General features: G+C 40.7%; 18 protein-coding genes. 7 read left to right on the top strand and 11 right to left on the bottom strand.

Annotation, left to right across the window (positions count from 1 at the left end; genetic code table 11):
• Window positions 1–63: 63 nt before the first annotated feature.
• From EJ995_RS08630 to EJ995_RS08645, 4 genes are all read right to left on the bottom strand, one after another.
• Window positions 64–687: a hypothetical protein gene (locus EJ995_RS08630; RefSeq protein ID WP_126447594.1), complete on the bottom strand. Its 624-nt coding sequence runs from the start codon at window positions 685–687 to the stop codon at window positions 64–66.
• Window positions 688–4,329 carry a phosphoribosylformylglycinamidine synthase gene (purL, locus tag EJ995_RS08635; protein ID WP_126447596.1) on the bottom strand — a complete coding sequence of 1,214 codons (3,642 nt, stop codon included), beginning with the start codon at window positions 4,327–4,329 and terminating at the stop codon, window positions 688–690.
• Between the two features lie 111 nt (window positions 4,330–4,440).
• The gene (locus EJ995_RS08640) at window positions 4,441–4,902 is read right to left on the bottom strand and encodes a GNAT family N-acetyltransferase (protein ID WP_164549900.1); all 462 of its coding nucleotides are present in this window, start codon (window positions 4,900–4,902) and stop codon (window positions 4,441–4,443) included.
• Window positions 4,903–4,984: 82 nt separating this feature from the next.
• Window positions 4,985–5,896 (bottom strand): NHL repeat-containing protein, encoded by a 912-nt coding sequence (locus tag EJ995_RS08645; RefSeq protein WP_126447600.1) that lies wholly within the window; start codon window positions 5,894–5,896, stop codon window positions 4,985–4,987.
• 178 nt (window positions 5,897–6,074) lie between these two features.
• Between EJ995_RS08645 and EJ995_RS08650 the strand changes: the two genes are divergently transcribed.
• Complete coding sequence (locus EJ995_RS08650; RefSeq protein ID WP_126447602.1) at window positions 6,075–7,082, top strand: alcohol dehydrogenase; 1,008 nt, start codon at window positions 6,075–6,077, stop codon at window positions 7,080–7,082.
• Window positions 7,083–7,164: 82 nt separating this feature from the next.
• Here EJ995_RS08650 and EJ995_RS08655 read toward each other — a convergent pair whose 3' ends face one another.
• Both EJ995_RS08655 and EJ995_RS08660 read right to left on the bottom strand, forming a co-directional pair.
• Window positions 7,165–9,171, bottom strand: coding sequence for an endonuclease (locus EJ995_RS08655; RefSeq protein WP_126447604.1), 2,007 nt, complete (start codon window positions 9,169–9,171; stop codon window positions 7,165–7,167).
• Between the two features lie 10 nt (window positions 9,172–9,181).
• Window positions 9,182–10,393: an RsmB/NOP family class I SAM-dependent RNA methyltransferase gene (locus EJ995_RS08660; RefSeq protein WP_126447606.1), complete on the bottom strand. Its 1,212-nt coding sequence runs from the start codon at window positions 10,391–10,393 to the stop codon at window positions 9,182–9,184.
• Between the two features lie 181 nt (window positions 10,394–10,574).
• On the opposite strand from EJ995_RS08660, the gene EJ995_RS08665 reads away from it, so the two are divergent.
• Window positions 10,575–11,588, top strand: a complete 1,014-nt coding sequence (locus tag EJ995_RS08665) for a WD40/YVTN/BNR-like repeat-containing protein (protein WP_206482234.1) — start codon at window positions 10,575–10,577, stop codon at window positions 11,586–11,588.
• Between the two features lie 233 nt (window positions 11,589–11,821).
• Here EJ995_RS08665 and EJ995_RS08670 read toward each other — a convergent pair whose 3' ends face one another.
• Window positions 11,822–12,778 carry a tRNA dihydrouridine synthase gene (locus EJ995_RS08670; RefSeq protein WP_126447610.1) on the bottom strand — a complete coding sequence of 319 codons (957 nt, stop codon included), beginning with the start codon at window positions 12,776–12,778 and terminating at the stop codon, window positions 11,822–11,824.
• The gene (locus EJ995_RS08675) at window positions 12,778–14,391 is read right to left on the bottom strand and encodes an ABC transporter substrate-binding protein (protein ID WP_126447612.1); all 1,614 of its coding nucleotides are present in this window, start codon (window positions 14,389–14,391) and stop codon (window positions 12,778–12,780) included. Before EJ995_RS08675 ends, EJ995_RS08670 begins: the two co-directional genes overlap by 1 nt.
• Before the next feature lie 80 nt (window positions 14,392–14,471).
• On the opposite strand from EJ995_RS08675, the gene mtaB reads away from it, so the two are divergent.
• The 3 genes from mtaB (at window position 14,472) to EJ995_RS08690 (ending at window position 17,047) form a co-directional block, all read left to right on the top strand.
• Window positions 14,472–15,800 carry a tRNA (N(6)-L-threonylcarbamoyladenosine(37)-C(2))-methylthiotransferase MtaB gene (gene mtaB / locus EJ995_RS08680; protein WP_126447614.1) on the top strand — a complete coding sequence of 443 codons (1,329 nt, stop codon included), beginning with the start codon at window positions 14,472–14,474 and terminating at the stop codon, window positions 15,798–15,800.
• A gap of 207 nt (window positions 15,801–16,007) precedes the next feature.
• Window positions 16,008–16,340 (top strand): PadR family transcriptional regulator, encoded by a 333-nt coding sequence (locus tag EJ995_RS08685; protein WP_126447616.1) that lies wholly within the window; start codon window positions 16,008–16,010, stop codon window positions 16,338–16,340.
• A 2-nt stretch (window positions 16,341–16,342) separates the two neighbouring features.
• Window positions 16,343–17,047, top strand: coding sequence for a hypothetical protein (locus EJ995_RS08690; RefSeq protein WP_126447618.1), 705 nt, complete (start codon window positions 16,343–16,345; stop codon window positions 17,045–17,047).
• 334 nt (window positions 17,048–17,381) lie between these two features.
• On the opposite strand, the gene EJ995_RS08695 is transcribed toward EJ995_RS08690, so the two are convergent.
• The 3 genes from EJ995_RS08695 to EJ995_RS08705 are packed head-to-tail and all read right to left on the bottom strand — an operon-like array spanning window position 17,382 to window position 19,811.
• Window positions 17,382–18,164 (bottom strand): energy transducer TonB, encoded by a 783-nt coding sequence (locus EJ995_RS08695; RefSeq protein ID WP_126447620.1) that lies wholly within the window; start codon window positions 18,162–18,164, stop codon window positions 17,382–17,384.
• 41 nt (window positions 18,165–18,205) lie between these two features.
• Entirely contained in the window at window positions 18,206–19,009 is an 804-nt protein-coding gene (locus tag EJ995_RS08700) for an energy transducer TonB (protein WP_126447622.1), read from the bottom strand.
• Window positions 19,010–19,052: 43 nt separating this feature from the next.
• Window positions 19,053–19,811 (bottom strand): tol-pal system YbgF family protein, encoded by a 759-nt coding sequence (locus tag EJ995_RS08705; RefSeq protein ID WP_126447624.1) that lies wholly within the window; start codon window positions 19,809–19,811, stop codon window positions 19,053–19,055.
• 64 nt (window positions 19,812–19,875) lie between these two features.
• Between EJ995_RS08705 and aroC the strand changes: the two genes are divergently transcribed.
• Both aroC and EJ995_RS08715 read left to right on the top strand, forming a co-directional pair.
• Window positions 19,876–20,940, top strand: a complete 1,065-nt coding sequence (gene aroC, locus EJ995_RS08710; RefSeq protein ID WP_126447626.1) for a chorismate synthase — start codon at window positions 19,876–19,878, stop codon at window positions 20,938–20,940.
• Window positions 20,937–21,437, top strand: a complete 501-nt coding sequence (locus EJ995_RS08715; RefSeq protein ID WP_126447628.1) for a hypothetical protein — start codon at window positions 20,937–20,939, stop codon at window positions 21,435–21,437. The genes aroC and EJ995_RS08715 overlap by 4 nt, the downstream gene beginning before the upstream one ends.
• Window positions 21,438–21,443: the final 6 nt, after the last annotated feature.

Consider the following 21,443-nt stretch of genomic DNA (forward strand, 5'->3'; position numbering starts at 1 on the left):
ATTTCAAAAATACTCTATTGTTTCTATAATTCTTACGAGAACTTAGATTTCCATATTATGGGATCAAAAGGTTACAGATACGTTTGAAGATTGGGTAATTTGTTTCCTGCAAATATGCTCAGCTTTAATGGGATCATCTAGGTTTTCTAAATACAATTGGTCTGGTTTTACGACCGTTTGCTTATTAGATTTTTTAGTTGTTCCAGTACGTAGATCAATTATAAGACTGCCACGACCTTTATAATTTAATACCTCAATAGTTCCCGTAAAGGCAGACCATTCATAACTTTTATAGTTCGAAGAACCGTAACTAATCAATCTGGTATCCGTAGCAATGAAACCACCACCAGGTTTGAATAAGGTCCACAGAGTATAGCCTATTAATGATAAACCCACGATAACAAATAGCCCAATAAATAAGGCTGGAAAGAGCAGTGGTTCCCAGTCGTCAAGACTACCTGTAACGGGAACATCGTTCTGGGTAAAAGACACTTTTCCTTCTGTGATTAAAGGCCCGAAGAACATAGTGGCTATGACACCAACAAATAAATTCCAAAATAACGCAAACCCCATAAGTTTGTAAGATTTGCGTCTAGGATAAAACCATCGATTTTTAGTTTTAAATAAAACTTCTTCTTTATCAATTACTTGATAGATGTGTGATGGTATGTTGCCAGCAAAATTCATTTATTTATCCGCTAACCATACACGAGCATTCACAAATGCTGCCAACCATGGTGTAACTTCATCTTCTCTGTGATCGTCTGGATAAAACGCCCAATTCCATGTAAAAGTAGATCTTTCTAAATGTGGCATCATCACCAAGTGACGGCCATCATCGCTGTTCAGCATTGCAGCATTATAGGCAGACCCATTAGGATTAGCTGGATAGCTATTATATGCATAGGTCGCAGGAATGTTGTAAGCATTTCGCTCTTTAGGTAAGTGAAATTTACCTTCACCGTGCGCCGCCCATATTCCTAATTTGCTACCGGCTAGACTTTTGAGCATAATAGAATTGTTTTCTACGATTTCTACACTGGTGAAACTACATTCAAATTTACCAGAATCGTTATGTAGCATTTTAGGCTTGTCATCATGATCTGGATTGATCAAACCTAACTCCACAAATAGTTGGCATCCATTACAAACGCCCAGGCTCATCGTGTCTTCACGAGCAAAGAAATTCGTCAGCGCCTTATTCGCCTTGTCATTGTATTTGAATGCACCAGCCCAACCTTTGGCACTTCCCAAAACATCACTATTTGAAAATCCACCAACAGCTGCTATGAACTGAACCTCTTCCAGCGTTTCTCTACCAGTTATCAAATCTGTCATGTGAACGTCCAGTACTTCAAAACCTGCTAGATATAAGGCTCTTGCCATTTCCCGCTCACTATTACTTCCTTTTTCACGTATGATGGCTGCCTTAATTTTCTTCTTAGGCAATTCAGGTAATTTCCCAGTGTGCTGCTCAGGGAATTTGAATTTTAGCGGTTGGTTTTTATAGTTCTCAAAGCGCTCATCGGCTTTTTGTTCACCTGATTGATGAGCATCGAGTAGGTGCGAGGTCTCATACCATTGATCGCGATACTTCGCCACATCTAATTCTAGATCGTTAATGACAACTTGACCAGTGGTAGTAGCATGTCCAATGTGATAAAACGGTATTCCAGTATCAGATAGTTCTTTCTCGATACTGCGATCGGCGGTTTGCAGGATGATTCCAGCATTTTCTGCAAAAAGGATCTTGATAATATCACCACCCAATTCGGCGAGATCCAATTGCATTCCTACATTGCTAGATGGGAAACACATTTCTAATAAGCTAGTGATCAAACCACCGCTTGCAACGTCGTGTCCTGCTAGCACACCACCTTTTTTAATGTGTTGTTGTATGGTTGTCCACGCTTTCGCGAAAGCGGAACTATCAACAATCGTAGGCACTTCTTGACCAACAGCACCACGAGTTTGACCAAAACTAGAACCACCTAATTTATGAGCATCACCACTCATATTGATGTAGTAAACAGGTGCGTCCTCTATGGGTTGCAACACAGGTTCAACGACTTGAGTAATGGCGTCGCAACTACCTACCGCAGTGATGATAACGGTTCCAGGCGAGAGTACTTCCTTATCTGGATACTTTTGCTTCATGCTCAGGCTATCCTTACCGGTGGGAATGTTGATACCCAACTCAATGGCAAAGTTGCTAACTGCCTCAACAGCGGCATATAATCTAGCGTCCTCGCCAGGATTGTTACATGGCCACATCCAGTTGGCGCTCAGGCTAACTCCAGCCAGGCCTTTTTCCATCGGTGCAAAAACAAGGTTCGTCAATGCCTCGGCAATACTGTTTCTGGCGCCAGCTACTGGATCAATCAATCCGCTGATTGGGCTGTGACCTAAAGTCGTGGCAATGCCGTTGACTCCATTATAATCCATGGCCATAACGCCTACATTATTGAGAGGTAATTGTAGCTCACCGCAAGTTTGTTGCTTGGCAACTCTACCACTTACACAACGATCTACTTTGTTGGTTAGCCAGTCTTTACATGCTACAGCCTCAAGTTTTAGTACATCTGTAATGTAGCTGGTAATTTCTTGTTGCTTATACTCGATTTCTTGATACTTACGATCAACGGTTTCATCCTTCATGATGGTTTTAGGACTGGAACCAAACATATCTTCCAGCGCGAGATCCATCGGGCTGCGACCATCCTTTTCACTAAAAACGAACTTATTATCACCAGTCACTTTTCCAACCTTATAGAATGGTGCTCGTTCTCGTTGTGCAATGCGCTCTAAATGCGCTGTATCCTTAGAATCCATGACTAGACCCATACGTTCTTGGGACTCATTACCTATCAATTCCTTGCGCGATAGAGTAGGATCACCTACTGGCAATGCGTCTACATCGATCGTACCACCAGTTTCCTCAACCAACTCTGATAAACAATTAAGATGTCCACCAGCACCGTGGTCGTGAATGGATTTGATGAGATTATTATCACTTTCTACCATGGCACGCACAGCATTTGCTGCACGTTTTTGCATTTCTGGATTGGATCGTTGTACCGCGTTGAGTTCAATGCCGCTATCCATGGCGCCAGTATCTGCACTGCTTACCGCAGCGCCGCCCATTCCTATACGGTAGTTGTCGCCACCCATGACGACGATATCATCGCCTGGTGCCGGCGTGATTTTAAGTGCCTGTGAATGTTTACCATAACCAACGCCACCAGCTTGCATGATGACTTTATCATAGCCTAGATTTTGTCCAGCTTCCTGATGCTCAAACGTCAGTACCGAACCAGCGATGAGCGGCTGGCCAAATTTGTTGCCAAAATCACTGGCACCATTAGATGCCTTGATTAAAATATCCAGCGGTGTTTGATACAACCAGTCACGCGCTTCAAAATTTTGTTCCCACGGCCTGTCTTGCGCCAGTCGTGAATAGCTGGTCATGTAAACGGCTGTTCCTGCGAGTGGTAGCGAACCTTGACCACCAGCAAGTCTATCGCGTATCTCACCACCAGAACCAGTTGCCGCGCCATTGAATGGCTCAACGGTCGTTGGGAAATTATGCGTTTCGGCTTTTAAAGAGATGACACTATCAAACAAACTGGTTTGATAAACATCAGGCTTGTCGGCGGTTGCAGGTGCAAACTGTTCTGCTTGCGGTCCTTTTATAAAAGCCACATTGTCTGAATAGGCACTGATAATCTCGTTAGGATTTTCCTTGCTGGTCTTTTTTATAAGTTGAAATAGAGAGCTGTTCTTTTCCTCACCATCGATGATAAATGTGCCGTTGAATATCTTGTGACGGCAGTGCTCACTATTTACTTGCGAGAACCCAAAAACTTCAGAATCAGTTAGTGGTCGTTCCAGTTTTTTTGATAAGCCCATTAGGTAATCGATCTCATCGTCACTTAGTGATAAGCCTTCCTGCATGTTGTATGCAGCAATGTCTTCAATTTCTTGAACGCCAGCGGCCTCAACATCGATTGTAAAACGATCCTGATCTAATTGATCACATTTCATCAATAGCATCTTGTCATAGTCACTATCTGCGGTACAAGCGTTGAATTGTTCAATACGCTTGATACCGTCAATTTGCATGTTCTGGGTGATTTCCACAGCATTCGTTGACCATGGTGTAATAGTCGTGGCACGAGGTCCAGTGAAATATCCTGGAATAGATTTAGCCTCTATTTTTGGCATGTTGCCAAAAAGCCACTGCAACTTTTTGTCATCTTCATCACTCAGTTCTTGTGTAGTTTGAACGGCATAAACTAGGGTAGATGGGTCGCCATAAAAGTGGATCATGAGGTGCTATTTTTGGATCACACAAAGATACTTTTTTATGAGTAGATTGATGGTTGTTACGCTTTCGCGAAAGCGGAATTATAACCACCTTTTTAACACTGAAATGACTAGTTATAAATTCAATTTCATGCGATACATGCCACGATATGTTGATCGCATGCTAGGGCTATCGAGAACAAAAGCGTGATCAATTTCAAAACCAACTTTTTTATAAAACTGAATCGCTTGTTGCTGACTGTCCATCGATTCTAACCATATGCAATCAAAATTTTGCTTTCTAGCGTAAGCTATTAGCCAGCTAATAAGCTCTTTGCCTATGCCCAAACCATGAACTGCTGGATCAAGGTATAAGCGAAGTAGTTTGATGGCTTTTGTATTTTTTATTGACGGCATCACAGCTTCTATAAACCTGAATATTCCAACAATTTGCTTGTTAAAATTGACGAAGTAGTAAACGGCGTTTGAGTCTGCTAGATCTGTTTTAAGTTGCTCTTCATTATACTGTGAATATACATACTCGCTACCATCATCAAACCATAGATGCTGGTAAACGGGTCGATAAATACGCATCATGAGATCGAGAAGTTGTTCATGATCCTTATGAAAAATACGCTCAAGTTGTAGGTTTTGGTAAATAATTATCGAGTCCTTCAACTTACCTCACGCTATAAATTTGAACTTTATTTTGACGGTTAAGCGGCAACACCATCAATTGTTTATCCTGAATGTATAGAATATCACCAACGCTAAATTCTGAAGTGAAAAAATCTTCAAAGCCACCATCTTTTGAAGCTTTGTGAATGGTGCCGGCACTCCAATCTGATATAAGAAAATGGCTCTCATCAAACAGCTGCACACCGTCTAGATTACCTTGCGGTGATGCGGTAATATTGGTAACTTTCTTTGAATAAGGATCAACTTTTAAAAATCTACCAGAAGATTTTTCACCTTCAACTTTTGACGGCAAACCCCATGCAGCCACATATAATTGATTATTGACAGCTAAGAGTCCATTAGGATTTTCTAGCAATGGCGAGGTCATCCATCGCGCATAAACGCGGTTAGGAGATAACCTATAAATAGATGATGATCGCATATCAGATACGTACACGTTGCCTTGATCATCTACTGCCACATCATTTAGGAACTGTTCATCACCTAGACTATATTCTTGTTTGATTTTACCTGATTTACGATCAATCGCGACAAGTTTTGTGACATCTGAAACATAGATTGCGTCATTTTTGATGGCAATCCCTTTTGGATTATCTAGACCAGTGGTAAATGTTAGATCGAGTACATTGCCTTGAAGATCAAGTGTTGCAATACTGCCGTCACCAGGTTCTTGCTCACCTTGAACAGACACGTAAAGCCGATCGTATATAGGATCATAAAAGACAGATTCTGCATGTGCGAGATTAGGCGTTTCAGATAAAAGCGTGATGACTGGTGGCGTCGATATGGACAACCGCTTTTCATTAGTTTCTTGAACTTTTGAATTTTGCGTGTTTTGAGTTTTGCAGGAAACAATCGCTAGAAATATCAAGGCGAGAGAAATAGTCTTCATCGTGTTTTATTTGAGATTTAAAAGTACGGTTTCTGTAATTGTGAGCATGATGGATTCTTGCGACATGAGATTGGTGTGTTAGCTTTCGCAAAAGCGTAACCGCAATCAATCGTTAAGCTTATTTAAAGGACGAGTCATTAATCATTGAGATCTCGTAAATTTTGGAAAAACATAATCAATGAAAGCAGCAAGATTTATGGAACAAGGTGGCGATCTACAGATCGTAGATGTGCCAAAACCAAGTCCAGAAAAAAACGAAATACTTATTAAAGTACAAGCCTGTGGAATATGCCACAGCGATAATTTTGTCAAGCAAGGTGCCATGGGCAACGAGTTCCCGCGCACGCCAGGACATGAAGTTGTGGGAATAATTGAAGAGGTAGGCAGTGATTTAACCAGTCTAGAAAAAGGCCAGCGCGTGGGAATAGGATGGCATGGCGGTCATTGTTTTACTTGTGATCCTTGTAGACGCGGTAAATTTATCAATTGTGAGAATGCAAAAATCTCTGGGATATCCTATGATGGCGGCTATGCAGAATATATGACCGCTCCATACGAGGCAGCAGCCATCGTTCCTGAGGATCTAAAGAGTACAGAAGCAGCGCCATTACTTTGTGCAGGAATCACCGTTTTTAATGGTATGCGCAATGCAGGATTGAGAGCTGGCGACACTGTTGCCGTTCAAGGAATAGGTGGTCTAGGTCACCTTGCCATTCAGTATGCTAATAAAATGGGAATGAAAACCATCGCGCTGAGTACGACCGAGGATAAAAAGGATCTCGCCATGAAACTAGGCGCACATCACTTTATCGCCACTGATGATGTGGATGCGGTAGAAAAACTACAGGAATTAGGTGGCGCAGATCTCATCGTTGCCACCGCGCCTCATGCAGATGCCATATCGAGTGTCATTGATGGTCTAGGTATTGACGGTACGATGCTGTTAATCGCTGCGGCTGGTGATGATATAAAGGTGTCGCCATTGCAGTTATTACAAGCTCGTAAGAGCCTCAAAGGCTGGCCAAGTGGTGTCGCGCCTGATAGTGAAGACACGCTCAATTTTAGCGCACGTACTGGTGCGTTACCAATGATTGAGGAATTTAAACTTGACGATGCTCATAAAGCCTTTGAAAAGATGATGAGTAATGAAACCAGATTTAGAGCAGTTTTAAATATGGAAATGTAGAGTTCTTGAGTTAGTGAAAATGAAAAACGCCCAGTGATTAAAATCATTGGGCGTTTTAGTGTATTATGAAATCGCTACTATGCTATTCAACAACCACCTTAAAGCTGCGTACTGCATCTGCAAATTCAATTTTAACAATGTATATTCCAGCTTTTTCTACAATAAAGCTGTCGCCTAAGACTCTTTCTTTTTTGATCTGGCGTCCTGCAAGGTCATAAACTGTCACGGTTGGTTGTTGTATATCACCCTTGATGAAGAACAAACCAGTGCTTGAAGGATTAGGGTAGAGTAGTAGGTTGGCTAATACTTCATCACCAACGCTAGCAGTAGTTCCAAAAGTATGAGAGCCTAGATCATCAAACGTATTTATTGGGAATTCATTCCATTCCGCAGCTAGATTAAAAGAAACTGTTGGTCCTGTAACTTCTGGCTTGCGTACTAAGGTCACGTTTTGCGCAAAATCTGCACCACCGCCACCAAAGTTTCCTACTATGTCGATCAACTCATCATTTTTGAACAAGCCGACTGGATCATTACCATTAAAGTCTAATGCCGTGCCGCTGTTGACAAGAACATCTGCCTCATCAGTTATTTCAGAATCCGCACCACTGTTGGCAATAACAAACACCTCACCATCAGCCAATGTGCCTGTTAGAGGCGTGTCGCTAGACCAATTGCCACCACCATTGGTATCACGTTGCAAACTGTAATTTGATAGATCCACAGCTTCACCAGTGAAGTTGGCAATCTCAATCGCTTTATTTACACCACTGCCTTCAATGTATTCTGATATAAATAGTTCGGAGGACTCGGTAGAACCATCGCGTGCCTCTAGACTAACGACCGTTCTATCATCTGGAAACTCGTCATTATCAGTATCTACGTTAGTATCATCATCCGGATCATCACTGATAGCCGTTACAATTTCTCCATCTAAGGTTTCCTCGCTATTTCCGGTCGCCGTTACCTGATTGCTTACACAGTTACACTCGCTATCAATGTCTTCTTGTGTAATAGAGTAGCGCAATATACCAGATGGAATCTCAGACGACAAGCCAGGAGCAAGACTTTCTAGGTTTTTAGGTTCTTCAAAGATACCTTTCTCTGCACCTACTGAAATTTGCCACACGGTACTGGTACCACGATTTGTAATTGTGTAGGTGTATTGTATTTCATCACCTACATTCACTTCATCATCATTATTCAAGTCTACATAAGTTCCTGATAATGTAACAGCGAGAATATTCGTCTCTTCTGGAGTTCCCCAAATTTGATTCACGTATTGTGGTACATCTATGAAAGGATTGCGATTATTTTGATGTTCAAAAATCTCGTTGTTTCTATCAATCTCACGATCACTTACTGGATCTTCTGCATGCCATTTAAGTAGCAAATTAATGTACCAATCCTCATAAAATTGCCCTCTAGATCCATCACGTGGATCACGATCTACATTGGGACTATCCCAAGAACTATCGTCAAATCGATCTTGGTATCTTGTAGCAAAGTATAATAATGATCTAGCTACATCACCTTTAAATTCATCGATGGGTTCAAAAGCGGTACCGCTATATCCATCGACACTTGATGGACCACGCTTACTACCATTGCTAGAAGTATATTCTGGATTATTTACCTCACTAAAAGGCCAGCTACCGCGCGCACCGTTAACCGATCCATCGGTAGGCACTACGTGGTGAGCATCGCTGCGCATAGGCTCTTGACTATTGAATCGTCCTTGAGGAAAAATGTGCTCGCGATTATAGCAGGTACCTTCTGCGCCTACATTACCACAGTTTTCTGAAAACTCATAATTATAAGGGTCTGGACCATCCGGATTTTCAGAATAGATATCAAGGATAGTATTGGTTTGTGTACCACCATCATAAAACTCGTCATTATCGCTTGTCTGATATAAAGTAAGCAGCGCATTATAGCTGCGACCATTGTATCCATCGCTTATGATTTGAGATAATGCGGTTTTAAGTTCAAAGCCATCAAGACCTTGGGCGTCGTCGTAATAACCAGCTGGTGGTTGGGCCGTTGCCAGTGCGGCTAACAGCAGGAAGAATAAGGTAACATTTTTCATAATAGCAATTTTAATTTTTCAATAGTCTGGCCATATAAAAGCCATCAAATCCATCTTTATGTGCAAGTAGCGATTGCGATTCTTGCAGCGTAAAAGTCGATCCAGCTTCAGATTTTAAAAAGGCTTCTACTTGTCCTTCATTTTCTGATGGTAAGATAGAGCAGGTCGCATATACCATACTTCCGCCTGACTTTACAACACGGCTGTAAGATTGCAATATTTCCTGTTGTGTAGTCTTAATTTCTTCTATAAATTCTGGCTGCAATTTCCATTTTGCATCTGGATTACGTCTCAACACGCCTATACCACTACACGGTGCGTCTATTAATAAACGATCCATCTTGCCATCCAGTTTTTTTATGACTTTAGTACTATCGATATGTCTGGATTCAATATTGTGAGCGCCCGCGCGTCTAGCGCGTCTTTTAAGCTCATGCAACTTATTTTTATAAATATCTGTCGCAATAATTTGACCTTTGTTTTCCATAATGGCGGCGAGATGCAATGTCTTGCCACCAGCTCCAGCGCAAGAATCCATCACACGCAATCCTGAATCTACTCGTAGATAAGGTGCAATGGTTTGAGAACCAGCATCTTGTACTTCAAATAACCCATCCTGGAATAATTGTGTTTGGAACACGTTGGCGCGTTCTTCTAAGATCAAGGCATCAGGAAATCTATCATCAGTTGTAGTTGCAATCTCAAGGGCTTGTAATTTTTCTTTCAATGTTTTGCGATCTGTCTTGAGCGTGTTGGTGCGTAGGACAACGTCTGCTTGTTTGTTTAGAGCAGCAAGCTCTGCCGTCCATAATTCTTCTCCCAATTCTGCCACGCATAGTTCATCCATCCAGTCTGGAATGCTTTCGCGGTATTTGCGAATTGATGATAACTCGTCAAACCTGCCCTTGATGCGACGCACAGGCGTGTTATAATATTCTTCCCATGCTGGGATTTCATATCCTTTAAGTACGATCCACACTGCGGTCATGCGCCATAGATCTGCCGGCTTGAAAGGTTCCTTGACGCTGGCGATTTCAGCATACAAGCGCTTGTACCTAACTATATCATAGGTAGTTTCTGCAATGAAGCCACGATCTCGCGAGCCCCAACGAGTGTCTCTTTTTAGGATTTTCTGGATCGCTTGATCTGCATATTTCCCATCATTAAATATCTGGTGAAGTGCATCTACGGTTGCCTGTAGCAAGTTGTGGTGAAATCTCATTTTGCAAAAATAAGGCGTTAAACTGCGAGAAGATATAGTTGCGATGGTTATTTGTTAAGATGTTGTTGGTTAATTACGCTTTCGCGAAAGCATAATTATCACCATTTTTACCACAAAAATTACAGTTATGCGGTACTTACTACCCTTATTGCTATTGTGCCTTGTGTCCTGCCGAAAAAACATGGCAGAAGATATCATGGATCGCAGTATGCAGGCTTCTATGGAGATCAAGACAATTTCTCAAGACTCGATTAGTGTGCGCGCACTGCAACATGCTGATGATACTTTCTGGTTTGCAGGTAGTAATGGGACTTACGGGATGATTAATGACACGACTTACATCGTGGAAAGTGGACTGGTTAATTATAACGGTAATAGCAATCTTGAATTTAGATCTATCGCTAGTACTGAAAATTATACCTACATGTTAACGGCTGGATCGCCAGCACTTATCTATAAAATTGATAAGCAGGATAAGTCTGCCACTCTAGTATATAAAGAAGAAGGTGAGAAAGTGTTTTATGATAGTATGAAATTCTGGTTTGATCGTGAAGGTATCGCCATGGGTGATCCTCAAGATGGTTGTTTGACCATCTTACGCACTTTTAATGCAGGTCAGGATTGGATCAAAGTTCCTTGTAGTGACTTGCCTGCAATTGTTGAAGGTGAAGCAGCTTTTGCAGCTAGTAATTCCAATATATCGATTTATAGAGACCACGTATGGATTGTAAGCGGTGGCGCGGCGGCACGAGTTTATCATAGCGCAGATCGCGGCGAGACGTGGACAGTCACAGACTCACCAATTAAGAGTGGTGGCGAGATGACAGGAATTTATGCTGTTGATTTTTATGATGAAAATACTGGTGTCATCATAGGCGGCGATTGGAATGATAAAGACAGTAGCGATGCTAATAAGGCAATCACTCATGATGGTGGTAAAACCTGGTCATTACTTAACGATAGTGATGGTCCAGGATATTGCAGCGACATTACTTTTATTCCTGATACTGCTGGTCAAGAATTGCTAGCAGTAGGAAGTCCTGGTATCTGGTGGAGCGGCAATCAAGGTGATGACTGGATCAAATTGTCAGACCAAGGATTCTATACCGTAGCTTTTGAAAACAAACAGAAAGGTGTTCTCGCTGGAGCTAACCATATAGCCAAATTTGATATTGATCGCTATTGGGAAAAATAGTAATCGATGAACGGCAAGCGTCAACTCGCAGAAAAACAATTAGTTAACGTTTTAACCATCTTTAATTAGCTACTTTAATCGATGTAGACACGTAGTTGATCTATATTTGAACAGGTTTAAGTAGTTAGCAAACAGTTTTATTTTTGATTAAGAATAAAATAAAAGCGGTGGAGACCGCTAGTTTCATGATAAGAAAAGAGAGAAGCAATTCTCTCTTTTTTTATGCCGTCAACTCAATTGTTTACTGAATTTAATATCTCGCTAACCGCAGCCTTGTAAGCGCGCGGATTATTAGCCTTCTTTATTTTCTTGAATGTCTTTTGTGGATTATCAAACTGCTGTGCAAAATAATTCCAGAATCCCTGCATCTTCATCTTGATAGGAGTAGGCCCTTGAAGAAAGGCATCATATTGCTCATAAATTGTGTCGTGAAATTCACTGAAGCGTGACCAACGATCTGCAGGATAGTTGTTGAGGTCGTTTTTAATCATGTTAGGCAACCATGGGTCTGCAATGAGGCCGCGACCAATCATCCAATGGTTTACTGCAGGAAACCTCTCTTGACGTTGCTTAAATACTTCAACACTGGTAATATCACCATTATAGTATAAGGTATGCGGCGCAGCATCAAGACATGCTTGAAAAGCATCCAGATGCACGCCACCTTTATAGAGTTGTTTACCTGTGCGCGCATGGATGGCAATACTCTTGAGCGGATATTTCTCTAGTGTTTCAAAACTCTCAAGAATCTCACCCGTGTGTTCATAGCCCAATCTCATTTTCATGGATATCTTGATGTCAACTTCTTGATGTACTCGATCAAGTATGGCGTCAATTTGATCGATGTTTGCTATCAAGCCGCTTCCCATTCCACGTTTAGTAACCATAGGATAAGGACAACCTAAGTTCCAGTTGAGCTCGTCATAGCCTAGGTCTTTCACATAGTTAGCAGCGAGCTGGAACTCATCAACGCTAGCCGTCATTACCTGTGGTATTAGGATAGGAACCTCATTATTATCTGGATTTAGATCACGCTGGTAGGAAGATTTGATTTCTGGTTTACCGTTGAATCTTATATATGGGGCGTAGAAAACATCAATACCTCCAAAATACTTGTGCAACGCATTACGAAATCTAAAGTCTGTAAAACCTTGAAGAGGTGATGAAAGAAGGGTGAACGGCTGTGGCATTAATTCGTTTTATAGACCCTAGTTAAATCAAGCATGTTCACGCCATTGGTTTGAAGACCGTGAATTTTCTTACTGATAAAACGCACACTTTGATCATAGTATAATGGCAAGATGGCTGCCTGATCGATGATTAAAGAATCCATCTTGCGATATAGATCGAGTCTTAACTCATCATCAGTAGTAAGTAATGATTTCTCATACCATTCATCATACGCATCGCTAGAGAAGTGCGTATAATTAGGCCCGTTGGGCGCAAAGTTTCCAGAGTAAAACAGCGCTAGATAGTTTTGGGCATCTGGATAATCCGCAATCCAGCTGGATCTAAATATATCTAATTGGCCAGCGCTGCGCGCCTGCCTCAAAGTTGATGGCGGCATGACCTCTAAATTTACCGTGATACCTATATTCTTTAATTCTCGTTGAATAAATTCGCACAGATCTAGATAGTTGGCATTAGTACTAATGGTTATCGACGGCTCGTTATCACCCGTTTCTTGCATGTACTCTGCGACTAATTGAGTCGCTGCTTTCGGGTCATACTTAAAACCTTCTATCTCGCCGCCAGCAGGCAGTCCAGCTGGTATGAATCCATGAATAGCTGGCGTACCTATATTATTACGCAGGTATTGAATCATCTTCTCTCGATCAAATCCTAGATTGATAGCACGTCTCAGCTTTAGGCTTTGCAATTCTGGAACCTTGTTGTCCAGTTTTATTCCTAAATATTCTGTGTTGAGAAAAGGTGCTTTTACCATGTTTACGCTGCTGGTATAAGCAGGTTTTAGCTCACCTGTGCTGGTTAATAATTCATCCTTATAACTAGGATCAATGGCGTTGACAAAATCTAGATTGCCTTGAGCGAACTCAAGAAATTCAGATTGTTTATCGCTTTTAAAACTTATGGCAACTGCCTCTAGATAGGGTAGTTGTGCGCCAGCACTATCAGTCTCATGGTAACGATCATTGCGTCGCAGTACCAATTTGATGTTTTCTTCCCATCGTTTCTTGTAAAATGGTCCTGTTCCTACCGGGTTGTCTCGCAGTTCATGATCAGGCAGCAATCTGCTAGACTCGGGAACTATGGAGCAAAATTTCATCGATAGCAATCCTAAAAACGCTGGAAACGGCTGTTTCAACTTGATTTCAACAACCTTATCATTAACAGCTTTTATGCTATCTACCTCGCTCAATACCCAGAAACCTGGTGAGGCAACGGCTGGATCTCGCAGTCTTTCTAGAGAATATTTGACATCCGCAGCGGTTACTTTGTAGGGTTGTGGTTGTGATTTTTCCGCTTTCGCGAAAGCGGAATCATTATAAAACTCTATACCATCCTTGAGAGTAAAGCGGTAGGTCAATCCATCGTCGCTGATCGTCCATGATGCCGCTAGGTCAGGAACTACCTTCAAATCTTGATCTAATTTGACCAGTCCATTGTAAAGCAGGTTGCAAGCCCAAATGTTGCGCTGATCCTTGGCAAATGCTGGGTCGAGGCTGGTAATATTAGCATGCTCGTTGTATCTAAAAACTGTACTGTCATCGATATCGCTGGACCGATCATTACAACTAGCAATCAATGTGGCGAGAATTATAAAAAGGATACCATTTTTCACGTCTCAAAGATAGCAGAGTTTGCGCTGTTGTTGGGTTTTAAAAGCTGTAGTTGTTTTATTTTTGCAGCGCATAAACTGTTATGATACAAACTGCACAGGATAAAAAATCAGTCGCCTTTTACACGCTGGGTTGTAAGCTCAACTTTAGCGAGACTTCTACTATTGCTCGTGATTTTGATAAGCACGGTTATGAAAAAAAAGAGTTTGACGAGCCTGCAGATATTTATGTCATCAATACATGCAGCGTTACAGAGAATGCTGACAAGCGTTTCAAGTCCATCGTCAAGCGTGCCCAAAAGCAAAATGCTGATGCCTTTACTATTGCAGTAGGTTGTTACGCACAACTCAAACCAGAAGAACTGGCTGCTGTAGATGGAGTTGATCTTGTGCTGGGCGCGACTGAAAAATTCAAGATTACCGATTACATTAATCAGCTTTCTAAGGATGAGCCAGCGCAGATTCATTCTTGTGAAATCGATGAGGCAGATTTTTATGTGGGCTCCTATAGTATAGGTGATCGCACGCGTGCTTTTTTAAAGGTTCAGGATGGCTGTGATTATAAATGCACCTATTGTACTATACCACTAGCACGTGGAATATCGCGCAGTGACACCATGGAAAATGTCCTGCAAAACGCAAGCGATATTGCCGCCCAAGATATCAAGGAGATCGTACTTACAGGTGTGAACATAGGTGATTATGGCAAGGGTGAGTTTGGTAACAAAAAGCACGAGCACACTTTTCTTGATCTCGTCACACAATTGGATCAAGTTGAAGGCATTGAGCGATTGCGTATATCGTCTATCGAGCCCAATTTGCTTAAGAACGAGACGATAGAATTAGTTGCAAGATCAAGAGCTTTTGTGCCGCACTTTCACATACCACTGCAATCGGGAAATAACGAATTGCTGGGCAAGATGAAGCGTCGTTACAGACGTGAATTGTACGTTGATCGTGTTGCTAAAATTAAAGAAGTGATGCCTGATTGTTGCATAGGTGTTGATGTGATAGTTGGTTTTCCAGGCGAGAGCGATGATCACTTTCTAGACACTTACAACTTCTTAAGTGAGTTGGATATTTCCTATTTACATGTTTTCACGTACTCAGAACGTGAGAATACCGAGGCTGCTGTGATGAAAGATGTGGTGCCCATAAGTGTACGTAAAAAACGTTCCAAAATGTTGCGTGGACTGTCTGTCAAAAAACGCCGTGCATTTTATGAGAGCCAATTGGGCAAATCAAAAACCGTCCTCTGGGAAGCAGAAAACAAGGAGGGCTTCATCCATGGATTTACCGAGAATTATGTCAAGGTCAAGACTTATTATAATCCTGAATTGATCAATCAGTTGCAAGCGGTAAAACTTGTTGAGATCGATGAAGATGGCCTCGTGCGCGTTGAGATTTTGTAGTCGGGCATCTATTTGAGGATTAGCGTCTTTTATTTTGAATTCTTGGTGGTTTTATGACCAGAGTAGCTGCCTAATTATTTTGTTGAAATTTGGTTTTTGATTTATAGTAGTAGACTTTATGATCTTGCTTTCGCGAAAGCAAAATTTATATAACACCTATTGCAACATTCAAATTAAATACTACATTTATACCTAAGTTACCTAGGTATGCAAAATACGTCATTATTCAAGGGGAATCTCACGACTATCGTCCTGCAATTGCTGGATCGCGAGGGCATGATGTACGGTTATGAGATTACTCAAAAGGTTAAGGAAGAAACCAATGGTTCGCTTGAAATAAAAGAAGGTGCCTTGTATCCAGTGCTACATAAGCTGGAAGCACAAGGTTTTTTGCAGGTAGAAGCGCGTAAGGTTGATAATCGCATACGTAAGTACTATAAGATTACCGAGGCTGGAAATGAAGAGCGTATATCCCAGCTAGATGCACTGCGTGACTATCTAGAAACCATGCAGCAGCTATTAATCCCTAAACCCATCTAATCATGAAGACACTTAATGAGCAGCAAATTGATGAGCTTTACATATTTACTCGTCAACATTTTGTAGAACATTTTGATCTACAAACAGAGCTGGTTGATCACATGGCGCATGGTATAGAGGCGCAATGGGCACGCAATGAGCAATTAACTTTTGAACAGGCGCGAGATCTTGAGTTTAAGAAATTTGGCGTGTTCGGGTTCATGGAAGTGGTGGAAAAACGGCAAGCTGCGCTAGGTAAGAAATATATGAGAATCATATGGACACATTTTAAGCAATACATGAGACTGCCTAGAGTGTTGGGTTTTATCGCAATTATTCTAGGCTTCTATTACCTGCTAGCGATAAACCATGAATACACGCACGAGATCATCATGAGTCTTCTAGGCATTTTTGTAGTGACATACATAGGATTGCTTTTTTATCAAAAGCGACAACTCAAAAAATCACAGCAGCAAACCGGTAAGAAGTGGCTATTCAAGGAAATAATATTCACCAATGGCGCCGGTTGGGGCTTTTTTGTTATACCTACACATCTGTTCAATGTATTTATTATAGGTGGTCATGATGGTTACAGCAATTGGGTACTGTTCATTTTTAGCATTGTATTATGTTCGATGGTCTTGATGTTTTACATCATGTGTTTTGAGATTACCACTAGGGCAGACGAGTACCTGGAAGAAACCTATCCTGAGTATAAACTAGTTTAAGCTTATTAGAGATTTAGTTGCCTGTAGCAAAGTTCATCATGCTACCATTCATCTAATTCGTTCGTAGCATATGTATACTATGAAACCTGCGAGTAAAGTTTTTTGATTTCCCAACAGCAGCAATGATCCTTTTTAGGCACTTAAAATTTTTATAGAAAGCTGGAAGTTTCGCTTCTAAACGTTTTTACCTACTTAGAACGTGAAAACACTAAAGCTGCCGAAATGCAAGAAATTATTTCAGTGAGCTTGCGTAAATAATTTTTCAAGGTGTTGCGTGGACTATCGAAAGAGAAGAAGTTTCGTGCTTTATTTAAAAGCCAGTAAGGCAGCTTAGTTATTGCATATCAAAAATTATTGGTAATTCATACATCACACGTACTGGCTCACCTCTTTGATAGCCTGGTTTAAATTCAGGCAATTGTTGTAGAACATTTAAAGCTTCATATTCCAAAAGAGGATTTAAGGCATCAACCTTAAAGGACTCAGCTTTTCCTTCTTTATTAATGGTGAATTGTGTTTCTATCTCAATTGCACCAGATAAACCAGTATGACCAGCGATACCTTTATTGAATTTTCTTGAAACAAGAAGCGCTATGTTTTTTTGCATACAATTTTTGCGACCTTTATTTGGTCGCTCTTTAAAGCAGCCTGGGTAAACAGGCACTTTTTCTATAAAAGAAATCGCTATTTCTGACTCTTTATCTGATTGATTTAATTCTTCGTCAAGGTTTTGAAGATCATTTTCACGACTTATATGATCCTTTGATCGAATTAAGCCTATTCGAGATCTTTTGACAATTGAGCTACTAGGCTTACTTAGTTGAATAGCCTTAGTATAAGCATCTTTTGCATCCTCATAGTTTGCCAATGCAAACTCTATATCACCTTTAATTTGATAAACATATGCTTGCTTACTCAAATTCTCATTTTGTAGATTTTTCTCTACTTGTTTTTTAGCCCACTCGAATTTTTGTAGCGAATACGATTTTCTAGTCTCATTGAAGATCGCAACATCGCTGAGACTAGTATTTTTATTGAGTTGTGAGTAGGTACTAATACTCGTAAGTATTACAACGAGGATAAAGATATTTCTGGTGGTCATAATGGCAAGGTTCATTTGTCTTTTCTAAAACTTAGTATTGATTTGCTGATGGTCAATTATTCCACGTAAAAGATAATAGGCAATGCATATACCACGCTTACTGGCACACCTTTTTGTTCGCCGGGCTGCATTTGTGTTATGCTTGATACTACACGAATAGCTTCTTCTTCTAGGATAGGATTAATTGATTTTGCATGTACATCAACAACCTTTCCAGTATCATCAATTTTAAATTGAACACGTATAGAGATCTTTCCTAGAATCCCAGTAAGAGTGGCAATATCGGTATCGAATTCATTTGACACATGAGCGCTTACAGCATCTTGCATGCAAGCTTTTAATTCAAGATTGGTTTGGTTTGCATCACAACCAGGATAGACTGGTACTCTTTCAATAATTGCAAAAGGCACAGTAGTCAGTGATGTATCTATTGTGGTTTTCTTTTTTGCGATCGAATCCTTTTTAACTTTAGGTAGCTTATTAGCATCAAAATCTTTTTCTCTCATTATTCTTTCTACAGATCGAGAGATACCTATCTGTGCAATATTAGTGAGCGGACTTCCAATAGGAGCGCTTTCTAATGTTTTGAGATAAGCTTCTTTTGCTTTATTCATATCTCGTTCAGCAAAATAGATATGGGCATCCAATAATTGAACCTGACTCAAATCCTTGAGATCATCAGACTGCAAACATTTATTCATCAATTTGCGAGCGCTGTCAAAATCTTGCGTAGCATAAGCCTTAAAAGTTTTGTCGATTTTCTTTTTATCTCGGCGCGATAAATCATCAAGTGTTTGACTAAAAGAAATAGTCGGCAGAATAAATAGCAAAAGGAAAAAAGTAATAAAAGGTTTATTCATTTGGTAATGTTATGCGGAATTAATTTTTTAATTCAATCGTTATCTACAAATGTACATGCAGGTTCTCACGCAATCTTACGGCGTTCCCATCATAGATAGCTGGCTCGATGTCAGTAATACTTTGTAAAATTCTAATCGCCTCTAATTCAAATAATGGGTGCGATGAAAACGGCTGTATATCAGATAGTGAACCATCTTTTTCAATAGTAAAATGACCGCCTATAAAAGCATGCCCTTTCCAATTAATAGCATCATATAGACCGTCATCAAAATTATAAGTCACTAAATCATTTATATAATAGTGCAGACATTTATCGGTTGCCGTAGCGGTTTCTTCTTTCTCACAACCGCGGTAGGTCGCCATCTTATCAAGGCTTTCTATTTTTTCATTGCTGCTCATGTAGATTAAATCGTTTTTTAGATCTTCCTGGATACTATTGTTAGGATGGCAGTTGTTTCCAGAATGTTTGATGTGGACCTTTGCTCTTGCTATGTAATTCTGCAATAGAATTACCTTGTCGCTTCCTATTTTCAAGGATTGTATTGCTTCTAGATAGGCTTTTTGAGCCTCTTTATATTCTTGATTTGCATAATATAAATTTCCTAGAAAAATTTGAGCGTCAGCATTTACGGAACCCTCATTTTTCTCAAATGCTTTTATGCATTGGCGTATGGCACGGGCATATTTATGTTTTTGATAAAGCTTGATAGATCTCCTATAGTCCTTAGATAACTCGCTTGTTTGGGCATAAGAATTCAAGGCAAATAGTGACATCATCATCACCAATAGAGTACGTTTCAAAAGATCAACTTTAAAAGTTAAAGAACTCTCAAAGTTAACTATCTCAAACCTTATATTTGTTCGCATGGCAGGAAATACCTTTGGACAACTTTTTAAGCTCACCACCTTTGGTGAGTCACACGGTATAGCAATAGGTGGAATCATTGACGGCTGTCCGGCTGGGCTCCAGTTGGATCTCAAAGCCGTGCAACGTGATCTTGATCGCCGTAAACCTGGCCAAAGCAAGATCGTGACCCAGCGCAAGGAATCAGATACTGTGCAGATTCTTTCTGGGATTTTTGAAGGTGTTACTACGGGAACGCCTATTGGTTTTCAAATCGTCAACGAGAACCAAAAATCAAAGGATTACTCACATATAAAAGACACGTACAGACCTAGTCATGCAGATAAGGTTTACGACGATAAATACGGTACTCGCGATTATCGTGGTGGTGGTCGCAGCAGCGCTCGTGAGACCGCTAGTAGGGTGGTGGCTGGCGCGGTGGCAAAACAGCTTTTGGCTCACATGAAAATTTATGCGTTTACCACGGCTGTAGGTGATCTAGAACAAGACAAGCCTTATCAAGAGCTTGATTTTAACGAGATCGAGAATAATGCAGTAAGGTGTGCAGATTCCGCTTTCGCGAAAGCGTGCACTCAAAAAATCCTTGAGGTCAGAAAGGCAGGTGACACTATAGGTGGCGTCATAACATGCGTTATCCAGAATGTTGACTCTGGTCTGGGCGAGCCAGTCTTTGACAAACTACATGCAGATCTTGCCAAAGCCATGCTGTCCATCAACGCGGTAAAAGGTTTTGAATACGGTAGTGGCTTTGAAGGAAGCAAGATGCTGGGCAGCGAGCATAACGATCTTTACAATCAGGACGGCACCACTCAAACCAACTTGAGCGGTGGTATTCAAGGTGGTATATCCAATGGTATGGACATCTATTTCAAAGTTGCCTTTAAACCAGTTGCCACCATCATGCAAGATCAGCCAACGATTAATTCTAAGGGTGAACAAACGCAGATGCAAGGAAAAGGGCGGCACGATCCATGTGTGGTACCTAGAGCGGTTCCTATTGTTGAAGCCATGGCCGCGCTCGTATTGGCAGACCATTATCTGAGAAGTAGAACATCACGAGTATGATTACTATTAAGGATTTTTTACGTTTAGCGCTCAAAGCGATAGGCATCCTATTGTTTTTTGAATGTGTTTTAACTTTGATTTCATATCTGTTTTTAGCCACGACCTATGAAAGTAATGAGTACATGATAGCTATAGGGTCAATGATTGTATCATTGGCACTTATCGTTCTTATATTTTTTGCAGGTACAGATCATGTCATCAAGTGGCTGCTTCTAGATAAACATTTTGAGGGAAAGACAATTTCTACCGAGGTAAAGACCTCTCAGATTTTTGAAATAGTCATTTTTGGGATTGGTTTCTATTTTATAATGATTTCATTACCAGACATTATTTACTGGATCGTGGCACGATTTAGTGAATCTGTAAGTAATAATGCGGGATCGTTATCTGCTTACTTCAGCTTTACTGAGGCTCAATTAGGAAACAATATCATCGTTTTTATACTGTCGCTACTAATCATAGTGTGCAGAAAACCCATCATTAGATTCTTGAACTAATAACAT

This window comes from Nonlabens ponticola, from assembly GCF_003966335.1.
GTDB lineage: Bacteria > Bacteroidota > Bacteroidia > Flavobacteriales > Flavobacteriaceae > Nonlabens > Nonlabens ponticola.